Origin of the sequence: Pseudomonas reinekei, assembly GCF_001945365.1 — a bacterium.
In the GTDB taxonomy this organism is placed as follows: domain Bacteria; phylum Pseudomonadota; class Gammaproteobacteria; order Pseudomonadales; family Pseudomonadaceae; genus Aquipseudomonas; species Aquipseudomonas reinekei.
This window is the reverse complement of record NZ_MSTQ01000026.1, coordinates 12721-31003: the sequence shown is the minus strand read 5'-3', so window position 1 is coordinate 31003 and position 18283 is coordinate 12721. Positions and strand designations below refer to the sequence as shown.

General features: G+C 61.6%; 22 protein-coding genes. 21 read left to right on the top strand and 1 reads right to left on the bottom strand.

The annotated features are described in order from the left end of the window. Window position 1: 1 nt before the first annotated feature. From BVK86_RS26910 to BVK86_RS26830, 17 genes are all read left to right on the top strand, one after another. On the top strand, window positions 2-658 hold the full coding sequence (locus BVK86_RS26910; RefSeq protein ID WP_075949272.1) for an SCO family protein: 657 nt from the start codon (window positions 2-4) through the stop codon (window positions 656-658). Continuing rightward, complete coding sequence (locus tag BVK86_RS26905; protein WP_075949271.1) at window positions 655-1281, top strand: SCO family protein; 627 nt, start codon at window positions 655-657, stop codon at window positions 1279-1281. Before BVK86_RS26910 ends, BVK86_RS26905 begins: the two co-directional genes overlap by 4 nt. A 9-nt stretch (window positions 1282-1290) precedes the next feature. Then, window positions 1291-2841, top strand: a complete 1551-nt coding sequence (locus tag BVK86_RS26900; RefSeq protein ID WP_075949270.1) for a cytochrome c/ABC transporter substrate-binding protein — start codon at window positions 1291-1293, stop codon at window positions 2839-2841. A gap of 13 nt (window positions 2842-2854) precedes the next feature. Then, on the top strand, window positions 2855-3808 hold the full coding sequence (locus BVK86_RS26895; RefSeq protein WP_075949269.1) for a peptidylprolyl isomerase: 954 nt from the start codon (window positions 2855-2857) through the stop codon (window positions 3806-3808). A gap of 220 nt (window positions 3809-4028) precedes the next feature. Further along, window positions 4029-4562, top strand: a complete 534-nt coding sequence (locus BVK86_RS26890; RefSeq protein ID WP_075949268.1) for a response regulator — start codon at window positions 4029-4031, stop codon at window positions 4560-4562. A gap of 84 nt (window positions 4563-4646) precedes the next feature. Continuing rightward, window positions 4647-6353, top strand: coding sequence for a GspE/PulE family protein (locus BVK86_RS26885; protein WP_075949267.1), 1707 nt, complete (start codon window positions 4647-4649; stop codon window positions 6351-6353). Continuing rightward, window positions 6334-7137: a hypothetical protein gene (locus BVK86_RS26880; protein WP_075949266.1), complete on the top strand. Its 804-nt coding sequence runs from the start codon at window positions 6334-6336 to the stop codon at window positions 7135-7137. Before BVK86_RS26885 ends, BVK86_RS26880 begins: the two co-directional genes overlap by 20 nt. A gap of 1 nt (window position 7138) precedes the next feature. Continuing rightward, entirely contained in the window at window positions 7139-7684 is a 546-nt protein-coding gene (locus tag BVK86_RS26875) for a PilN domain-containing protein (RefSeq protein WP_075949265.1), read from the top strand. Continuing rightward, window positions 7671-8219 carry a GspMb/PilO family protein gene (locus tag BVK86_RS26870; RefSeq protein ID WP_075949264.1) on the top strand — a complete coding sequence of 183 codons (549 nt, stop codon included), beginning with the start codon at window positions 7671-7673 and terminating at the stop codon, window positions 8217-8219. Before BVK86_RS26875 ends, BVK86_RS26870 begins: the two co-directional genes overlap by 14 nt. Further along, a complete protein-coding gene (locus tag BVK86_RS26865; protein WP_075949263.1) occupies window positions 8219-8728 on the top strand; it encodes a hypothetical protein in 510 nt (169 codons plus the stop codon). Before BVK86_RS26870 ends, BVK86_RS26865 begins: the two co-directional genes overlap by 1 nt. Next, window positions 8725-10563, top strand: a complete 1839-nt coding sequence (locus tag BVK86_RS26860) for a type II secretion system protein GspD (RefSeq protein WP_075949262.1) — start codon at window positions 8725-8727, stop codon at window positions 10561-10563. Before BVK86_RS26865 ends, BVK86_RS26860 begins: the two co-directional genes overlap by 4 nt. A gap of 2 nt (window positions 10564-10565) precedes the next feature. After that, the gene (locus tag BVK86_RS26855; RefSeq protein ID WP_075949261.1) at window positions 10566-11039 is read left to right on the top strand and encodes a type II secretion system protein; all 474 of its coding nucleotides are present in this window, start codon (window positions 10566-10568) and stop codon (window positions 11037-11039) included. A 4-nt stretch (window positions 11040-11043) separates the two neighbouring features. After that, complete coding sequence (locus tag BVK86_RS26850; protein ID WP_075949260.1) at window positions 11044-11418, top strand: type II secretion system protein; 375 nt, start codon at window positions 11044-11046, stop codon at window positions 11416-11418. Next, a complete protein-coding gene (locus BVK86_RS26845; RefSeq protein WP_075949259.1) occupies window positions 11393-11932 on the top strand; it encodes a type II secretion system protein in 540 nt (179 codons plus the stop codon). The genes BVK86_RS26850 and BVK86_RS26845 overlap by 26 nt, the downstream gene beginning before the upstream one ends. Then, window positions 11929-12318, top strand: a complete 390-nt coding sequence (gene csgE, locus BVK86_RS26840) for a curli production assembly/transport protein CsgE (protein WP_075949258.1) — start codon at window positions 11929-11931, stop codon at window positions 12316-12318. Before BVK86_RS26845 ends, csgE begins: the two co-directional genes overlap by 4 nt. Next, window positions 12315-12734: a curli assembly protein CsgF gene (locus BVK86_RS26835; protein WP_075949257.1), complete on the top strand. Its 420-nt coding sequence runs from the start codon at window positions 12315-12317 to the stop codon at window positions 12732-12734. The genes csgE and BVK86_RS26835 overlap by 4 nt, the downstream gene beginning before the upstream one ends. Window positions 12735-12765: 31 nt before the next feature. Continuing rightward, window positions 12766-13638, top strand: a complete 873-nt coding sequence (locus tag BVK86_RS26830; RefSeq protein WP_075949256.1) for a CsgG/HfaB family protein — start codon at window positions 12766-12768, stop codon at window positions 13636-13638. A gap of 22 nt (window positions 13639-13660) precedes the next feature. Here BVK86_RS26830 and ftrA read toward each other — a convergent pair whose 3' ends face one another. Beyond that, the gene (gene ftrA, locus BVK86_RS26825; protein ID WP_075949255.1) at window positions 13661-14635 is read right to left on the bottom strand and encodes a transcriptional regulator FtrA; all 975 of its coding nucleotides are present in this window, start codon (window positions 14633-14635) and stop codon (window positions 13661-13663) included. Window positions 14636-14735: 100 nt separating this feature from the next. Here ftrA and BVK86_RS26820 point away from each other — a divergent pair, with 100 nt between their 5' ends. From BVK86_RS26820 to BVK86_RS26805, 4 genes are all read left to right on the top strand, one after another. Further along, on the top strand, window positions 14736-15170 hold the full coding sequence (locus BVK86_RS26820; protein ID WP_075949254.1) for a rhodanese-like domain-containing protein: 435 nt from the start codon (window positions 14736-14738) through the stop codon (window positions 15168-15170). 192 nt (window positions 15171-15362) lie between these two features. Continuing rightward, entirely contained in the window at window positions 15363-16142 is a 780-nt protein-coding gene (locus tag BVK86_RS26815) for an ABC transporter substrate-binding protein (protein WP_075949253.1), read from the top strand. 199 nt (window positions 16143-16341) lie between these two features. Further along, window positions 16342-17454 (top strand): succinylglutamate desuccinylase/aspartoacylase family protein, encoded by a 1113-nt coding sequence (locus tag BVK86_RS26810; RefSeq protein WP_075949252.1) that lies wholly within the window; start codon window positions 16342-16344, stop codon window positions 17452-17454. Window positions 17455-17566: 112 nt separating this feature from the next. Beyond that, window positions 17567-18283, top strand: a complete 717-nt coding sequence (locus tag BVK86_RS26805) for an alpha/beta hydrolase (RefSeq protein WP_075949251.1) — start codon at window positions 17567-17569, stop codon at window positions 18281-18283.

Sequence of the window (18283 nt, the reverse complement as noted above, 5' to 3'; positions counted from 1 at the left end):
CATGAACCGATTTGCACATCGTGGACTGCTGACACTCTGCCTGTTGGCCGTCGGTACCGGACAGGCCCTGGCCCACTCGGCGGATGAACACGCGGGGCACAACATGCCGGCCAAAAGCGCCAGATCGGAGAGCGCCCAGGTCAAGTTCGCCGACGTGGCGCTGGTGGACCAGAACGGCAAGACCGTGCACCTGGAGCAAGACCTGATAAGCAACAAGATCGTGGTCATGAGCTTCATCTACACCAGTTGCACCACGGTGTGCCCGGTGGTGTCTTCGATCATGGGCAAGGTGCAGAAACAGCTCGGGGCGCGGGTTGGCACCGAGGTGCAGCTGGTGTCGATCAGCATCGACCCTCAGCGCGACGATGCCAAACGCCTGAACGACTACGCCCGCACATTCCAGCAGGGGCCGGGCTGGAGCTGGCTGACCGGCTCACCGCAGTCGGTCAGCGAAACGCTCAAGGGCCTCGGCTCGTTCAGCGGTGACTTCAAGAGTCACCAGCCGTTGATCCTCGTGGGTGACGGCAACAGTCGCCACTGGACCCGCTACTACGGTTTCACCGATCCGATGGTATTGAGCCGTGAAGTCGAGAAACTCAGCGGCGAACGCAACGCCCATGCCAAACACACCGCCATCGCCATGGAGCATCAGCCATGAAAGCGCTCGCCTTGATATTCCTGACCATGTGCTTTTGCCTGATCAGTTTTCTGGCGTTTTCCCATGAGGGACATGAGCAACCGGCACCCGCTACCGCGACAGCCGCGGCGCAACCGGCGAGCGGCACCCGCGATGCGAAAACCTGGTTCACCGACACGCCGTTGCAGGACCAGAACGGCAACACCCTGCGCTTCTACAGCGATGCCCTGCAAAACCGCGTGGTGCTGCTCAATGTGATTTTCACCAGTTGCACCGATGCCTGCCCGTTGATCACCCAAAAGCTCAAGGAAGTACGTGAAGCGCTGGGCGACAAGGCGGACGGCATCACCTTTATCTCCCTTACCAGTGATCCGCTGCGCGATACACCGGCGGTACTCAAGGCTTACACCTTGAAGCAGGGCGTCGATGGGCCCCACTGGCTTTTTCTTACCGGCGACAAAGCGCAAATGGACCTCGTTCTGGGACGTATCGGCCAGGTCATCCCGAGCCCCGAGCAGCACTCCACCCAGTTGATCGTGGGCGATGTGGCCAACAAACGCTGGAGTAAAATCCGCCCTGATGCCCCGGCCGCTGCCATTGCCCAACGCTTGCAGTTGCTGACGATGCCCGTGGCCGGCCGTTGAGTACGCACCATGAAAAACGCCCTCATCCTCGGCCTGTTCCTCCTCGGTGGCATCAGCTGCGCCACCCACGCCTTGACGCTGACCCCCAGCGAAAGTGCGGGCAAGCGGCTGTACCGCGAGGGGGTGTCGGCGAGCGGTGAGCCGATCATGGCCCGGGTCGGGGCGTCCGGCATGCTGCTGCCGGCCAGCAGTCTGCCGTGTGCCAATTGTCACGGCAACGATGGCCTGGGCCGACCCGAAGGTGGCGTACGACCGCCGGACCTGACCTGGTCGCGGCTGACCAGCACCTACGGTCAGCAGCACATCAACGGGCGCGCCTACCCGGCGTATACCGAAGGCACATTGGCCCGGGCGATCCAGGAAGGGCGCGACCCGGGCAACAATCGGCTCGACCCGGCGATGCCGCGGTTCGTGCTGTCGATGAGTGATCAACGCAACCTCACGGCCTACCTCAAGCGCCTGGCCGATGAGCGCGATCCGGGTCTGAGCCCCGACAGTCTGCATCTGGGCACGTTGTTGCCCAGCACCGGGCCCTTGAGCGAGGAGGGCGCGACCGTGGCGGCGGTGCTGCGGGGCAGCGTCGCGCGGATCAACGAAACAGGCGGGATACATGGCCGGCAGTTGCGCCTGACCATTCTCGATCCCGGGCCGGACCGTGCCAGTGCCGAGCAGGCGCTGGACCAACTGATCGACCAGGAACAGGTGTTCGCCCTGATCGCACCGTTGGTGCCGGCGCTGGATAACGAGTTGGCGCCGCGCCTGGAGCAGGCCGGTGTGCCACTGATCGGGCCGCTGTCATTGCAAGGCTCGGCCCGGCTCAGTCGGCAGATTTTCGAACCGCTGCCGGGATTGCGTGAACAGATGATCGCCCTGGCCAATTACGCTGCCGCCAGTCTGCGGGTATTGCAAGGGCCGACGCTGATCGCCTATCCGGACGAGCCCGCCCAGCGGTTGGCGGCGGAAAAACTCGCACAGTACCTGCAAGACAACGCCTGGCAGAAAGTGCGCCTGCAGCCCTACGCATCGTCGCAGGACGAACTGCCCCTGGGCTCACGTTCGGTGTTCTACATGGGCAGCAGCGGCGGTTTCAGCCAATTGGCCGAGCGTCTGCAAACGGCGGGGCAGGTGCCCTACCTGTTTGCCGCGTCGAATCAGGTGGCGGGTGACCTGTTGCAAGTGCCCAGCGGTTTTTCCCGACGGGTGTTTCTGGCTTATCCGTTCGTGCCCAGCGACTGGACGATTGCCGGACGCCAGGCCCTGACCCAGTTGCGCGAACGGCAGAAACTCGGGGGTGAACACGCGGTCCTGCAGGTCGGCGCGGTCAGTTCGATGATGTTGCTCAGTGAAGGCATGAAGCAGGCCGGGCGCGATGCCAGTCGCGAAAAACTGATCACCGCTCTGGAAGGTCTGCATGACTTTGATACCGGCCTGACGCCGCTGATCAGCTTCGGACCGGGCCGCCGACTGGGCTTGAGTGGCGCGCATATTGTCACCGTGGACCTGCCTGACCAGCGCTTTTATCTGGTTGCCCCGTACAAACCCGTCGTCGCCACGCCCTGACCGGAGGCCGATCATGACACTCAAGACATTGCTGGTGCTGTTGGCGTTATGGGTTCCCGCCGCATTTTGCAGCAATGGTCCGGCCGTGGCACGGGTCAATGGCGAGGAAATCTCCCAGTTGCGCCTGGAGCGCTATTTCGTCGAGTACCTGGAAGATCAGGGCCGCGCGCTGGGTAGCATCCGCAATCCCAAGGCGTACAAGCAATTGCGCAAGGCCGCCCTGGATGCCTTGATCGACAAAGAATTGCTCTGGCAGGAGTCCGTCAAGCGCGGCGTGGTGGTCAGCGATGCCGCGGTGCAAAGCCAGGTCGACCAGACACGTCAGGCCTTCGGTGGGGCCGAGGTATTCGCCCGACGCCTGGAGGACGCCGGTTTTGATGAAGCGTCTTATATCGAATACACCCGCCGTGACCTGGCGGCCCAGCAGATGTTTGCCGAACTGACCAAAGTCAGCGAACCGGACGAGCAAGAGGTGCAGGCGTTTTTTGCCGAGCATCGCGCCGAAATGAACCGTCCCGAGCAGGTGCAGGCCAGGCATATCCTGATCAAAGTGCCTCAGGGGGCGGATGCTTCCACTGTTTCATCCGCGAGACTACGCTTGGAGGCAATGCGAACGAGCATCAGTGCCGGGGCAGACTTTGCCCGTGTCGCCCGGACCGGCTCCGAAGACGCTTCGGCCAGCGAGGGGGGGGACCTGGGCTATTTTTCGCGGGGACGCATGCTGCCTGAGTTCGAGGCCGCGGCCTTTGCCCTGGCGCCGGGCGCGGTCAGTGAGCCGGTGCGCACAGCGGTGGGGTGGCATTTGATTTATGTACAGAACCGAATGGAGGCAGCCGGTGTCACACAAGAGCAAGGACTTGCGATGGTTCGGGTTTACCTTGCCCGACAGAAACAGGCCCAGGCTCGCCTGCAGGCGCTGGCACAGCTGCGCTCCAGCAATCGAATCGAACGGGTTGACGACGATTGAGCATTCCCCAACAGTGGGGAAACGCATCAATGTACATCCGTTCGCTTTTCCCCGCTTTTGGGGGTGTGGCCTGTGGGCGAAATGGCATTGCGTTTAAATTCAAGGACATGAATACATAAAATTACCGGCGCTCAGCCTGGCATGAAGTGTGCGTTAGACCTGGTAAGGCGCGCACTCCATCAGGCTCGGTATTCGGACCTGCGGTTTCAAGGAGTCCACCTTGTTAAACAAAGTACTGGTTGTTGACGACGAACAACTTCTTGCAGAAAACCTCCAGGGTTACCTGCAGGCGCAAGCGTTGGACGTCCGGATTGCTCACGACGGTGCACAAGGAATCGCTGAAGCTAACGATTTCGCACCCGATGTGATGGTGTTCGATTACCGCTTGCCCGATATGGAAGGCTTTGAGGTGCTCGATGCCGTCCGCCAGAACAGGCGCTGTCATTTTGTGCTGATCACCGGGCACCCCACCGCAGAAGTTTGCGAACGGGCGCACCAACTGGGAGTCAGCCACATCCTGTTCAAACCGTTTCCATTGGCGGAATTGGCCCGGGCAGTACTGGACCTTCTAGGCCGGGAGCGCGAACCCAGAGCAGGTGCGAGCATTTCCGAAGGATTCGTCGAACGACGCCAGAGCAGGACCGAAAGTTTCCCGCTGCAGTTGTACGACGGTAGTTGGGTGCTTGCAGATCGCCGACGAAGTTCCACGGTCTCGACAGCGCCAGACGACGAACAATTGCTCACCGGGGAGTAGTGGCGCGACAAGACGTTCCGGCCTCCACCGAAATGGCTCGCCGCGCCGACAGGGCTCAAAGCCCCGGGCGTTGGAGAGCAAGCCATGGACCGTCTATCACTTGTCGTCGATGCTGCGCCGCTGGACTGTGTACCGACCCGGTTTACCAGTGAGCAATTGGCCCAGGCGCGGGCACTGGCCGCCACGTCCGGCGAACGCATGCTGGAGGCTCTTGGCGTACTGAGTGAACTGGCCCCGATGCCGTTCATCCACTGCCTTGGCGCCACGCTGCACTATCCGGTGCTCGACACCGACAGCCTGTTTCAATCCACCCCTGTTTTCGACCGGGTCACCCTGGCCCAATGCCTCAAGCGCGAATTCACCCTGCTGCGTCACGACGATGCGGTCATCGGCGTGTTTGCCGACCCCTTCGACACCGCACGCCTGGCCTGGATTGACGATTGCCTGCACGGCGCGGCGTTGTACCTGGTGCATGCCGACGATCTGAAAGCCTACCTGGCGCGCCACGAAGAGAGCTTCCACGCGGTGGAATCGCTCAACGCCCAGAGCGACACCGGCGCCGAGATCGATAACCTGCAAAGCCTGTCCCTGACCAGCATCAGCGAAGACTCCAGCGTGGTGGTCAAACTGGTCAACTCGACCCTCTATGACGCGCTGAAAATGCACGCCAGCGATATCCACCTGGGCACCACCGGCAGCGGTCTGGTGATCAAGTACCGCATCGATGGCGTGTTGAACAACATCAGCAAAATCCAGGGCAATGAGTTTGCCGAACAGGTGATCTCCCGGGTCAAAGTCATGGCCGAGCTGGACATCGGCGAGAAACGCGTGCCCCAGGACGGTCGCTTCAAGATCGGCATCAGTGGTCGGCAGATCGACTTCCGGGTGTCGATCATGCCGAGCATTTTCGGTGAAGACGCGGTGCTGCGGGTGCTCGATAAACAGGACCTGGCCGACAAGGTCTGCGGCGTGCAGCTGCAGGCCCTGGGCTTCGAAGAAGAAACCCTGCGCCAACTGCGCCGACTGGCGGCCGAACCCTACGGCATGGTGCTGGTCACCGGCCCCACCGGCAGCGGCAAGACCACCACGCTGTACGCGATGATCACCGAGATCAACCACGGCGTGGACAAGATCATCACCATCGAAGACCCGGTCGAGTACCAACTGCCGGGCGTGCTGCAAATTCCGGTCAACGAAAAGAAAGGCCTGACCTTCGCCCGGGGCCTGCGCTCGATCCTGCGTCACGACCCTGACAAGATCATGGTCGGTGAAATCCGCGACCCGGACACCGCGCAAATTGCCGTGCAATCGGCACTCACCGGTCACCTGGTGTTCACCACCATCCACGCCAACAACGTGTTCGACGTGATCGGCCGGTTCACCCAGATGGAAATCGACCCCTACAGCCTCGTCAGCGCTCTCAACGCGGTCCTGGCCCAGCGCCTGATCCGCCTGGTCTGCACCAGTTGCAGCAGTGTGTATGTGCCGAGCGAAGAAGAGCTGGAAACCTCGGGGCTCGATCCACAGCAGGTCGCTCACTACCGGTTCGTCCACGGCAAGGGGTGCGGCCACTGCCGCGGCACCGGTTACCGCGGACGCAGTGCGATCGCCGAACTGCTGCACCTGGACGACGAACTGCGGCAGATGATCGTCGAGCGCCAACCCATCTCGAAAATCAAGGCGCATGCCTGCAAACGTGGCTTGCGCCTGTTGCGCGAGTCAGCCCTGGAACTGGTGCAACAAGGCCGGACCACTCTCGAGGAGATCAATCGTGTCACTTTTATCTCGTGAGCGTTATGTCGCCGTACTCGGCGCCAGCGGTGTCGGCCTCGGCCAGCGTCGGGGCAGCGAAACCCTGTGGCTGGGCAGCGTCGGCTACATCGACGAAGGCTTTCAAGCCTGGACCGTGGCCCTGGAAACCCTCGATCGTCTGCTGGGTGAACACACCCGCGCCGGTGCCGAATTGACCGTGGTGGTGTCCGGGCACTTCAGCCGTTTTTGCCTGGTGCCCTGGAGCGAGCAGATCAGCAGTCCGGAAGAACTTCGCGGGTTTGCCCAGCTGTGCTTCGAAGACCTCTACGGTGCGGTGAGCCAACCTTGGAGCCTGGTGCTCTCCGCCGAGCCGGCCGGTTACGACCGCATCGCCACCGCGCTACCGCAGGACTTGCTGGACCGCCTGCGGACGCTGGTCAGCGGTCGGGGCCTGCGTCTGCGCTCGGTGCAGCCCTACCTGATGGCGGCGTTCAACCACTTCGATAAAAGCTTCGACGCCGGCGACTTCCTGTTCGTTGTCGCCGAGCCGGTGCGCAGCGTGCTGCTGCTGGCCCGCGAAGGTCGCTGGGTGGCGGTGCGTTCGGTGGGCACCAGCGACAGCGATGCAGCACTGACCGCGCTGATCGGTCGCGAAAGCCAATTGCAGGCCTCCACCAGCGAACGGCCACTGAACGTTTACCTGCACGCCCCGGCGCGCATCGACTCGCATCCTGAAGTGGCCGGTGTGCACGTGCGCACCCTTGAAGAGGACCGGACTGCCGTACGCGATTGCCTGTACGTCATGTCTCGGGCGGTGGCCTGACATGCGCCCGCTGATGCTCGACTTCCAGCCGCGCCGCCGCTCGAGCCCTCTGGGCTGGAGCCTGCTGGCCGGGGGCGCGGTGCTGGCGCTGAGTTGCATCCTGATCCAGCAACACCTGAGCGGGGAGGCCGAGCAACAGCAAGGTCACCTGCAAACCGCCCAACGCGTGCTCACCGGCGACACCGGCACCAAGGTCAGCCTGACCCCGGCCGAAACCCGCGAGCAGGCGCAGAATCTGGCCGAGATGCGCAAGGTCTCGCAGCAATTGCGGCGCCCTTGGGAGCGCCTGTTCGCCACGCTCGAATCGATGCCCCGGGACAACATCGCCTTGCTGACCCTGACCCCGGACGCCCGCAAGGGCCAGGTACGGATCAGCGCCGAGGCGCGGGATCTGGACGCGATGCTCGACTTCCACCGGCGCCTCGAAGCCAGCGACGAGCTGACCGACGTGTCGCTGCTCAGCCACGAAATCGTCGCCAACGTGCCGGAACAACCGGTCCGCTTCAACCTGTCGGCTACCTGGGAGATCGGCGATGCAAATCCCTAGATTGATTGTCCACGAATACCTGCAAAGCCTGGGTGTGCCTGGCCTGGCAGGGCTGGTCATGCTGGTGGTGGCGCTGACCTGGGGCCTGGGCGGTTTGCTGCCGGACTGGCAATCGCTGCAGCAGCTGAGCCAGCAGACCCGTGAAGCCAGTGAATATCTGGCCCAGGTCGAGGAGGGCAGCGTCGCTGCACCGGTGGTGCCGCAGCGTCAGCTCGATGATTTCCGCAGCAAATTGCCGACCCAGCCGCAGGCCACGGTCGCCATCGACAAGATCTACGCGCTGGCTGCCCAGGAACGCATCACCCTGTCCCGTGGCGAGTACTCGCTGGGCATCGATCCGAAGACGCACCTGGCGCGCTATCAGATTCTGTTGCCGGTGCGTGGCAGCTATCCGCAACTGCGGCGCTTCATGCACGCCTTGCTCCGCCAATTGCCGGCGGTGGTGGTCGAGGACCTGGAGCTGCAGCGCAAAAAGATCGCCGACACCGACCTGAACGGCCGGATCCGCATGACCCTTTACCTGTCGAGGTCATGATGAACAGCAAACGCGTTATGGGTTGGGTGGCGTTCCTCGGTGTCGCGGCGGCGCTGGCCGGGTTGCCCGAGTATTTCAAACCGGCCGACGACCGAGATGTCGAGGTGGCTGCCGTTGCCACGCCTGTTCAGGGCAAGGCGCGGCAAGTGGCGAAAGCCTCCGCTGCCACCGCGCCGATCAAGGACTTGAGCCCGGCCGGTGACCTGTTTGCCGCCCGTAGCTGGAAGGCGGCGCCAACGCTCGCCAGCGTCACCGAACAACCCGTCAACGTTGCTCCGGTCGTGCAGGCCCCCACTGCACCGCCGATGCCTTTCCAGTTCATTGGCCGGATGGATGATCGCACTGACCTGCAGGTGTTTTTGCAGAACGGCGAGAAAATCTACGTCGTGCGCAAGGGGGATGTGATCGACGAAACATGGAAGATCGAGGGGATTTCCGATCTGGAACTGAGCCTGGTCTATTTGCCTCTGCATTTGTCCCAGACCCTGTCTGTGGGGAGCGCGCAATGAACAAATCCCGTTTGCTGATGAGCCTTTGCCTCTGTGCAGGGCTGGCCGCGTGCAGCTCGGCGCAGGTTGCCAAGCAAGAGGCTTCCGACCTGATCGAACAGGGGCAGTATGAAGCCGGCCTGGCCCGGATCGAGGAAGGATTGCGCGAAAACCCTCGCGACACCGAACTGCACATCGCGCTCAACAGTGCCCGTGCCCGCGCGATCACCGCGCTGCTGACCCAGGCCGACATGGACCGCACCCAGCGTGATTTCGCTTCGGCGCGCATGGGCTACGGCCGGGTGCTGACCATCGAACCGAACAACCGTCGCGCCCAGGACGCCATGCGTCAGCTGGAACACATGCGCAGCCTCGATGAAAAACTCGAACTGGCCCGTGGCGACCTGCGTCGGGGTGACATTTACGGGGCCGAGCGCCAGGTGCGACAGATCCTCGAACTGGACCCCAACAACGAGGGCGCGCTGGAACTGCAAGGCAATATCCGTCTGGTGCAAAGCCGCAACGTGGTGCCTTACCCGCAACTGCGGACCCGCCTCGACAAACCGGTGACCCTGGAATTTCGCGACGCCAACCTGAAAACCATTTTCGAAGTGCTGTCCCAGGTGGCCGGTTTGAATTTCATCTTCGACAAAGACCTGCGCCCGGACATGAAAGCCACGATATTCGTGCGTGACGTGCGCATCGAGGACGCGGTGGCGCTGCTGCTGCAACAGAACCAGCTGCATCAGAAAGTGGTGAACGAAAACACCTTGCTGATCTACCCGGACTCGCCGCAGAAGCTCAAGGATTATCAAGAGCTGGTGATGCGCACCTTCTACCTGACCAGCATCGATGCCAACACCGCGCTGAACATGATCAAGACCATGCTCAAGACCCGCGACGTGTTCGTCGATGAACGCCTCAACACCCTGACCATGCGTGACACCGGTGACGCGATCCGCATGGCCGAGAAACTCCTGCAATCGCAGGATCAGTCCAACCCGGAAGTGGTGCTGGAAGTGGAAGTGATGGAAGTCGCCACCCAGCGGATTCTCGACCTTGGCCTGCAATGGCCGAACACCTTCGGTGTGGTCAACAGCGACGGCTCGGCGGTGACCATCCTCGATCAACTCAAGGGCATCAACTCCAGCCGCATCACCATCTCGCCCTCGCCACAAGCCAAGATCAATGCCCAGGACAAGGACATCAACACCCTGGCCAGCCCGGTCATCCGCGTCAGCAACCGCGAGCAGGCGCGCATCCACATCGGCCAGCGCGTACCGATCATCAGCGCCACATCGGTGCCTTCGACCCAGGGGCCGGTGATCACCGAAAGCGTGACTTACCTCGACGTCGGTTTGAAACTGGAAGTGCAGCCGACGGTGCACCTGAACAACGAAGTGGCGATCAAGGTTGCGCTGGAAGTGAGTAACGCCACCCCACTGGAACCGACCCGCCAAGGCACGATTCCGGTCCAGGTCGATACCCGTAACGCGCAGACCACACTGCGTCTGCATGACGGCGAAACCCAGATTCTCGCCGGCCTGATGCGCAATGACCATGGCAGCACCGGCAACAAGATTCCGGGCCTGGGTGACATTCCTGGCCTGGGCCGGCTGTTCGGCAGCAACAAGGACGACGTCAGCAAATCCGAACTGGTGCTGTCGATCACCCCGCGGATCGTGCGCAACTTGCCGTACCAGAGTCCGTCGGACATGGAATTCCCTACCGGCACCGAAACCAGCATGCACATCCAGGCACCTGACCGTCGAATGGAAGCCGCGATCCAGCCTGAGCGCATCGATCGGCCGGTGGCGTCCAACGTCACCACCCAAGTCACCGTCGGGAAGCCTTGATCATGAACGCCTCGCAACGCGGTTTTACCTTGATCGAAGTCGTGGTGACGCTGTCCCTGATCGGCCTGTTGGCCGGCATGGCCGCGCCGCTGACCGAGACCGTGGTACGCCGGGGCAAAGAGCAGGAACTGCGTACTTCGCTGTACCAGATCCGCGATGCCATTGATGCCTACAAGCGTGCATTCGACGCCGGTTACATCGAGAAATCGCTGAACAGCAGCGGCTACCCACCGAACCTGCAAGTACTGGTTGAAGGTGTACGGGACGTGCGCAGCGCCAAGGGGGCCAAGTTCTATTTCCTGCGGCGCGTGCCCCACGACCCGCTGGCGCCGGTCAAGCGTGACGACGAAGGCGGCTGGGGCGTGCGCTCCTACGACAGCACGGCGGAAAACCCGCGGGAAGGCGAAGACGTCTTCGACGTTTATTCCAAGGCCCGGGGCAAGGGTCTCAACGGCATCGCATACCGGGAGTGGTGAGCCTATGCGTCGGCAAAAGGGTTTTACCCTACTCGAACTGATGGTGGTCATGGCAATCATCGCGACGCTGATGACCATCGCCTTGCCCCGTTATTTCAACAGCCTGGAGGCCTCGAAAGAGACCACCTTGCGCCAGAGCCTGTCGGCCATGCGCGAGGCGCTGGATCACTACTACGGCGACACCGGGCGCTATCCCGATTCCATCGACCAATTGATCGAGCAGCGTTACTTGCGCAATTCACCGATGGACCCGATTGCCGAGCGCAAAGATGCCTGGGTCATGGTTGCACCGCCTGAAGGCGTGGCCGGCGGCGTCGCCGATATCAAGAGCGGTGCCACAGGGAGGGCGCGTGATGGCAGCCTTTATTCCGAGTGGTAAGCCGGCGTCAGAAGATGGCTTCACCTACCTGGGTGTGCTGTTTCTGATCATGGTGATGGGCATGGGCCTGGCCAGTGCCGGTGAGTTGTGGTCCACCGCTTCACGCCGTGACCGCGAGCGCCAGTTGCTGTGGGTCGGCACCCAGTACGCCCAGGCGCTGCGCAGCTATTACCGCAGTTCGCCAGGCCTGGCGCAGTACCCGAAAGAGCTCGCCGACCTGTTGCAGGACGAGCGTTTTCCCAATGCCAAGCACCACATACGCCAGCTGTACCCCGACCCGATTGGCGGCGGCGAATGGTTCCTGATGCGCGGCTTCGACGGACGCATCACCGGCATCAGTAGCCCGTCCACGGACAAGCCGTTGAAGCAGGCGGACTTTCCCAATCAATGGTCCGACTTCAACGGCATGGCCAGTTACAAGGACTGGCAGTTCGTGGCCGAGAAAGCCTTTATCGACGGTGCTACCGGCCCGGCCAAAGGCCAGTCGCAACAGCCACAGGCGGCGCAGCCATGAACAGATTCTGCCTGGCGTTCATCCTGGTGCTGTGCACCTCTGCGGCTTCGGCCAGCGAAGAGGACGAGATGCTCGGATTCATCATCGACGACACGATCTCGCACATCGGCCACGACTTTTACTACGCGTTCAGTGAACGCCTGCGCGCCACCAGCCCGATGGATTTCAACCTGGTGGTTCGCGAACGACCTTCGGCTCGCTGGGGCAGCCTGGTGACCGTGGAATTTCAACAGCGTTTGGTCTATCGGCGCTTCCTGCCGCCGAACACCGTGGAGCTCAAGGACGAGGCCTATGACGCCGCCGACTGGGTACGCGGGCAGATTGTCCAGCGCAAGCTGGAAGCCTTGTTGCAGGACACCACGGACCTTGAGAGGGACGAACTATGAAAACGAAAACGTTCTTGCAGCGCACCGGTTTGTGCTTGCTCGGCCTCGGCAGTCATGGCCTCGTCCAGGCCACGGAGCTGGTCTACACGCCGATCAATCCATCGTTTGGCGGCAACCCGCTGAACGGCACCTGGCTGCTCAACAACGCCCAGGCGCAGAACGACTACGACGACCCTGATTTGAAGGATCGCGCCGCGCTGACCGGCACTTCGGCCCTGGAGCGCTTCAGCAGCCAGTTGCAATCGCGACTGCTGGGGCAACTGCTGGACAACATCTCCACCGGCAATACCGGAAGCCTGTCCACGGACGCTTTCATCGTCAACGTCCTCGACGACTCGGGGCAATTGACGATTGAAGTGACCGACCGAGCGACCGGTGAAGTGTCGGAAATCAAGGTTAATGGCCTGGCCCCTTGACGGGCATTTGGGCTGACGGGGAGCAATGGACATGAAAAAGATACTTTTGCTAGGGATGTTGTTGGCAGCACTTCAAGGCTGCAGCCTGCGTGAGCCGATCGGTGCCGAGCAGGACACCGAGACCCCGACCCTGACACCACGGGCGTCGACCTATTACGACTTGATCAACATGCCACGTCCCAAAGGCCGGCTGATGGCGGTGGTATACGGTTTTCGGGACCAGACCGGACAATACAAACCGACCCCGGCCAGCTCGTTTTCCACCAGCGTCACCCAGGGCGCGGCGAGCATGCTGATGGACGCCATGCAGGCCAGTGGCTGGTTCGTGGTGCTGGAGCGTGAAGGCCTGCAGAACCTGCTGACCGAGCGCAAGATCATCCGCGCGTCGCAGAAAAAACCGAACACCCCGATGAACATTCAGGCTGAACTGCCACCGCTGCAGGCGGCGAACATGATGCTCGAAGGCGGAATCATCGCCTATGACACCAACGTCAAGAGCGGCGGGGAAGGCGCGCGCTACCTGGGCATCGACATTTCCCGCGAGTACCGGGTGGATCAGGTGACGGTGAACCTGCGGGCGGTGGACGTGCGCAGCGGGCAGATACTGGCCAACGTGATGACCAGCAAGACCATCTACTCGGTGGGACGTAGTGCCGGTGTGTTCAAGTTCATCGAGTTCAAGAAACTGCTCGAGGCCGAGGTCGGCTACACCACCAACGAACCGGCGCAGTTGTGTGTGTTGTCGGCCATCGAATCGGCGGTGGGGCATTTGCTGGCACAGGGGATCGAGCGGCGTTTGTGGCAGATCGCCGGGGACAACTCGCAGCCTGTGCAGAATGAGACCCTGGATCGTTACCTGACGCAGAATAAAGTGACACCTGAGGGTGAGGGTTCGGACGAGTGAACCGAGGCGGTTTTGGGCGACCTCAGGAAATGGCCTTTGTCTGCCGGCCAAACCGCTCCCGATACACCGACGGCGGCACTCCGACGACACTGCGGAACGCCACCCGAAAACTTTCCACCGACCGATAACCACAGCGCAGGGCAATCTGCTCGGTAGTGTGGTCGGTGCTTTCCAGCAACTCACGCGCACGCCCCAACCGTTCATGTTGCAGCCACGTTTTCGGCGACTGCCCGCTGGCCTCGCTGAAGCGCCGCAAAAATGTGCGTTCACTCATGGCCGCTTCGCTGGCCAGGTCGCGCACTTCCAGAGGTTCATGCAGACGCTCGCGCGCCCACTGCATGACGCGGGAAAGATCGCTGCGTGGGGTCGGGCTGACCGGTGTCGGAATGAACTGCGCCTGGCCACCGCTGCGTTGCGGCGACATCACCAGACGTCGAGCGACCGAGTTGGCCACCTGCGTGCCGAAATCCCGCGCCACCAGATGCAGGCAAGCATCGATGCCGGCCGCGCTGCCGGCCGAGGTGATCAACTGGCCCGAGTCGACGTACAGCACGTCCGGGTCCACCAGAATATTGGGAAAACGCTCCGCCAGTTCGCTCGCATAGCGCCAGTGAGTGGTGGCGCTGCGTCCGTCGAGCAAACCGGTGGCAGCCAGCACGAAGACACCCGAACAGATCGACAACAAACGTGCGCCCCGGGCGTGGGCCTTGCGCAGCGCGGCGAGCAGTGCGTCAGGCACGGCGGCGTGGCGGTCACGCCAGCCGGGAATGATGATGGTCCGCGCCTGCTCCAGCAATTCCAGGCCGCCATCGGCCAGCACTTGAATACCGCCCATGGCACGCATGGGGCCTTGATCGACGGCTGCGATCTGATGGCTGTACCAAGGGAAATCGAACTCCGGCCGCGCGAGGCCGAAGACCTCCACGGCGATGCCGAACTCGAAGGTGCAGAGGCCATCGTAGGCCAGAATCGCGACCAATCCAGGGGTGGGCTGCATTTGGCGGAAAGTTCCCGGTAAGTGTCTTGTGCGCCACTTTAGCCGCAAGTGGCCGGCAGATAAAGTCTGTCCACCCCCCAAAACTCTGGAGCACAAACCCATGACCAGCCTGGTCCGCGAAATACCTGCAGCCCCTTCGGCCATTGCCCTGATGCACTTCAGCAATCGTCTGACCTTTGAAACCGATTGCTCCGACGTTCATGGCAGTCAGGCGGCTGGCGTGGTGGATTTTATTCTGGTCGATGTGCGCGGTCCGTTGGCCTTCGAGCGGGGCCACGTGCCGGGGGCGATCAATATTCCGGGGCGACTGCTCAACGCTGAACGCCTGGCGACTTACCCCAAATCCAGTCTGTTCGTGGTCTATTGCGCCGGACCGCATTGCAACGGCGCGAACAAGGCGGCAGTGAAACTGGCGGCGCTGGGTCACCCGGTCAAGGAGATGATCGGCGGCGTGACTGGCTGGCTGGATGAAGGCTTCGCTTTAAACGTTGCGACGTCGCAGCCGGTGAATAATGTGATCGGATGCGAATGTTGATCTTTTAAATAGTCATCCAGCGTCACCGCAACATCCTGGCCTTTTTTTATATTTATTTGTCGCTTCGAAACAATTGACGTGGCTCAAGCCACCATAGACTGCCGGCCACTTCGGTCCTTGTCAGCCACACGCTGTGACCGAAAGATGCCAATCGAAGCTGCCAATAAAAGCCTCCGCACACAGGAGTTATAAATGAAGAAGCTAGTGATGTTCGGTGCCCTGGCACTGTCGATGTTGTCCCTGACCGCCGTGGCCGAAGACGCCAAGCCGATCCGCATCGGTATCGAAGCCGGTTACCCGCCATTCTCGATGAAAACCCCTGACGGCAAGCTGACGGGCTTCGACGTCGACATCGGCGACGCGCTGTGCGAGCAGATGAAAGTGAAGTGCACCTGGGTCGAGCAAGAGTTCGACGGCCTGATCCCGGCACTGAAGGTCAAGAAAATCGATGCGATCCTGTCGTCCATGACCATCACCGACGATCGCAAGAAGAATGTCGATTTCACCATCAAGTACTACCACACGCCGGCGCGCTTCGTGATGAAGGCAGGTACCGACATCAAGGATCCGCTGACCGAACTCAAAGGCAAGAAGGTGGGTGTACTGCGCGCCAGTACCCACGACCGCTTCGCCACCGAAGTGCTGGTGCCGGCCGGTATTGAGCTGGTGCGTTACGGTTCCCAGCAGGAAGCCAACCTGGACATGGTCTCTGGCCGTATCGACGCGCTGCTGGCCGACTCGGTCAACCTGGACGACGGTTTCCTGAAGACCGACGCCGGTAAAGGTTTTGCCTTCGTCGGCCCGACCTATGAAGACGCCAAGTACTTCGGCGGCGGCGCCGGTATTGCGGTGCGCAAGGGTGATAAAGAGCTGGCGGACAAATTCAACACCGCCATCACTGAAATCCGCGCCAATGGCAAATACAAGCAAGTGCAAGACAAGTACTTCGCCTTTGACGTGTACGGCCATTAATACGCCGTAGAGAAAAGTGGCCCCGTTGACGCGGTGGCCACTTTTTTACGCGCTCTTTTTCGTAAAACGAGAAACCTGTGGGAGCGAGCTTGCTCGCGATTGGGACTTATCAGTCACTGCATCAGCGTCTGATACACCGTCATCGCGAGCAAGCTCGCTCCCACAGTGATCTCGACGGCCTTGATTCTGGAGTTCTCCCATGCAACGCATCGACCACTCACTGCCCTGGAGCCACCTCGGTACCGAGCGCACCCTCAGTGTGTTTCGTTATGGCGTGGGGGCTCGCAAGGTGTACATCCAGGCCAGCCTGCACGCAGACGAACTGCCGGGCATGCGCACGGCCTGGGAACTGAAAAAGCGCCTGGCCGAACTTGAGCGCCAGGGCCAACTGCAGGGCGTGATCGAACTGGTACCGGTGGCCAACCCCATCGGGCTCGATCAGCACTTGCAAGGCAGTCACATGGGCCGCTTCGAATTGGGCAGCGGCAAGAATTTCAACCGTTCGTTCGTTGAACTCAGTGCCCCCGTGGCGCGGTTGATCGGTGATCGGCTGGGCAGCGACGCCGAGGCGAACACCGCACTGATCCGCCAGACCATGGGCCAGGTGCTCGATGGCTTGCCGGCGCCGGCTTCGCAGCTGGAAGGCCTGCATCGTCTGTTGCTGCGCCATGCCTGCGATGCTGACATCACCCTCGATCTGCATTGCGATTTCGAGGCGGCCATTCATGTGTATGCGCTGCCGCAACACTGGCCGCAGTGGCAATCCCTGGCCGCGCGTTTGAAGGCGGGCGTGGCGTTGCTGTGCGAGGATTCCGGCGGCAGTTCGTTCGACGAGTCCTGTTCTTCGCCATGGTTGCGCCTGGCCCGAGCGTTCCCTGAGGCAGCGATTCCACCGGCTAACCTGGCGACTACCCTGGAACTGGGCAGCATGGGCGACACTCGGGTCGAGCAGGCGCAAGCCAATTGCGAGGCAATTCTGGGCTTTCTTGCCGAACAGGGTTTCATCCAGGGCCAATGGCCGTCGGCGCCGAGCGAATGCTGTGAAGGCATGCCGTTCGAAGGCACCGAGTACCTGTTCGCACCGCATCACGGGGTGGTCAGTTTTCTGCGCGAAGCCGGGGAATGGGTGGAGAAGGGCGATGCACTGTTTGAAGTGGTCGACCCGTTGAACGATAAGGTCACCACCGTGCGCGCAGGCACCAGCGGCGTGCTGTTTGCCATTGATCGCGGGCGTTATACGCAACCGGGGACGTGGCAGGCGAAAGTGGCGGGGCGTGAGCCGATTCGTGTGGGCAAGTTGATCAACGATTGAGCAGGATGTTCGTGGGTGCCACAAAAGGCCTCATCGTCACACCCTGGATGCTTCGGCCCGCTTCACAGTGTTAGGCTCTTCTTCGAATCCTGCGCACTGTGAAGGAAGGCTTATGTTGAAGATTCTCGCTCTGCTCACGCTGCTGGCATCCGCCGCTGTTCACGCTCAAACCCCGCTGCAAACCGACCTGCCGCTCAAATACCTGGCGCAGGCCACCCCCGAATCCCGCGATCAACCCCTGGTGATTTTCCTCCACGGTTACGGCAGTAACGAGCAGGATCTGTTCGGCATCAAGGATGAATTGCCCAAGCCATACACCTACCTGTCGGTGCGGGCGCCGAGGGTGATGCAGGAAGGCAGCTATCAGTGGTTTCGCAAAAAAGGTGAGGGTGCCTACAACGGCGAGACGGATGATCTGAAGTCCAGCGGTCAGTTGTTACTGGATTTCATCAGCCAGGCGACGGAGAAATATCACACACAACCGGACAAGGTGTTCTTGGTGGGGTTCAGTCAGGGCGCGATCATGTCCTATGAGGTGGCCCTGCGCCATCCCGAGGCCGTGGGCGGGATTGCCGCGTTGAGCGGGCGGATTCTGCCGGTGCTCCGGTCTGAATTGATACCGGATGAAAAGCGTCAGTCGCTGGCGATTTTCATTGGTCATGGCACGGCGGACAAACGCCTGCCTTACAGCGACGGCACCGAAGCCAACAGCCTGTTGCAGAGCATTTCACTCGAACCCGAGTTTCACGCCTATCAGGGGGTTGGTCACAGCATCAGTGCCGAAGAGGTTCAGGATTTGAGCGCCTGGCTGCAGCGCCTCAACCCCTGA

Coding starts and splice junctions, on each gene's coding strand:
- BVK86_RS26910 (WP_075949272.1), top strand. CDS start 2: ATGAACCGATTTGCACATCGTGGACTGCTGACACTCTGCCTGTTGGCC.
- BVK86_RS26905 (WP_075949271.1), top strand. CDS start 655: ATGAAAGCGCTCGCCTTGATATTCCTGACCATGTGCTTTTGCCTGATC.
- BVK86_RS26900 (WP_075949270.1), top strand. CDS start 1,291: ATGAAAAACGCCCTCATCCTCGGCCTGTTCCTCCTCGGTGGCATCAGC.
- BVK86_RS26895 (WP_075949269.1), top strand. CDS start 2,855: ATGACACTCAAGACATTGCTGGTGCTGTTGGCGTTATGGGTTCCCGCC.
- BVK86_RS26885 (WP_075949267.1), top strand. CDS start 4,647: ATGGACCGTCTATCACTTGTCGTCGATGCTGCGCCGCTGGACTGTGTA.
- BVK86_RS26875 (WP_075949265.1), top strand. CDS start 7,139: ATGCGCCCGCTGATGCTCGACTTCCAGCCGCGCCGCCGCTCGAGCCCT.
- BVK86_RS26870 (WP_075949264.1), top strand. CDS start 7,671: ATGCAAATCCCTAGATTGATTGTCCACGAATACCTGCAAAGCCTGGGT.
- BVK86_RS26865 (WP_075949263.1), top strand. CDS start 8,219: ATGAACAGCAAACGCGTTATGGGTTGGGTGGCGTTCCTCGGTGTCGCG.
- BVK86_RS26860 (WP_075949262.1), top strand. CDS start 8,725: ATGAACAAATCCCGTTTGCTGATGAGCCTTTGCCTCTGTGCAGGGCTG.
- BVK86_RS26855 (WP_075949261.1), top strand. CDS start 10,566: ATGAACGCCTCGCAACGCGGTTTTACCTTGATCGAAGTCGTGGTGACG.
- BVK86_RS26850 (WP_075949260.1), top strand. CDS start 11,044: ATGCGTCGGCAAAAGGGTTTTACCCTACTCGAACTGATGGTGGTCATG.
- BVK86_RS26845 (WP_075949259.1), top strand. CDS start 11,393: ATGGCAGCCTTTATTCCGAGTGGTAAGCCGGCGTCAGAAGATGGCTTC.
- csgE (WP_075949258.1), top strand. CDS start 11,929: ATGAACAGATTCTGCCTGGCGTTCATCCTGGTGCTGTGCACCTCTGCG.
- BVK86_RS26835 (WP_075949257.1), top strand. CDS start 12,315: ATGAAAACGAAAACGTTCTTGCAGCGCACCGGTTTGTGCTTGCTCGGC.
- BVK86_RS26830 (WP_075949256.1), top strand. CDS start 12,766: ATGAAAAAGATACTTTTGCTAGGGATGTTGTTGGCAGCACTTCAAGGC.
- ftrA (WP_075949255.1), bottom strand. CDS start 14,635: ATGCAGCCCACCCCTGGATTGGTCGCGATTCTGGCCTACGATGGCCTC.
- BVK86_RS26820 (WP_075949254.1), top strand. CDS start 14,736: ATGACCAGCCTGGTCCGCGAAATACCTGCAGCCCCTTCGGCCATTGCC.
- BVK86_RS26815 (WP_075949253.1), top strand. CDS start 15,363: ATGAAGAAGCTAGTGATGTTCGGTGCCCTGGCACTGTCGATGTTGTCC.
- BVK86_RS26810 (WP_075949252.1), top strand. CDS start 16,342: ATGCAACGCATCGACCACTCACTGCCCTGGAGCCACCTCGGTACCGAG.
- BVK86_RS26805 (WP_075949251.1), top strand. CDS start 17,567: ATGTTGAAGATTCTCGCTCTGCTCACGCTGCTGGCATCCGCCGCTGTT.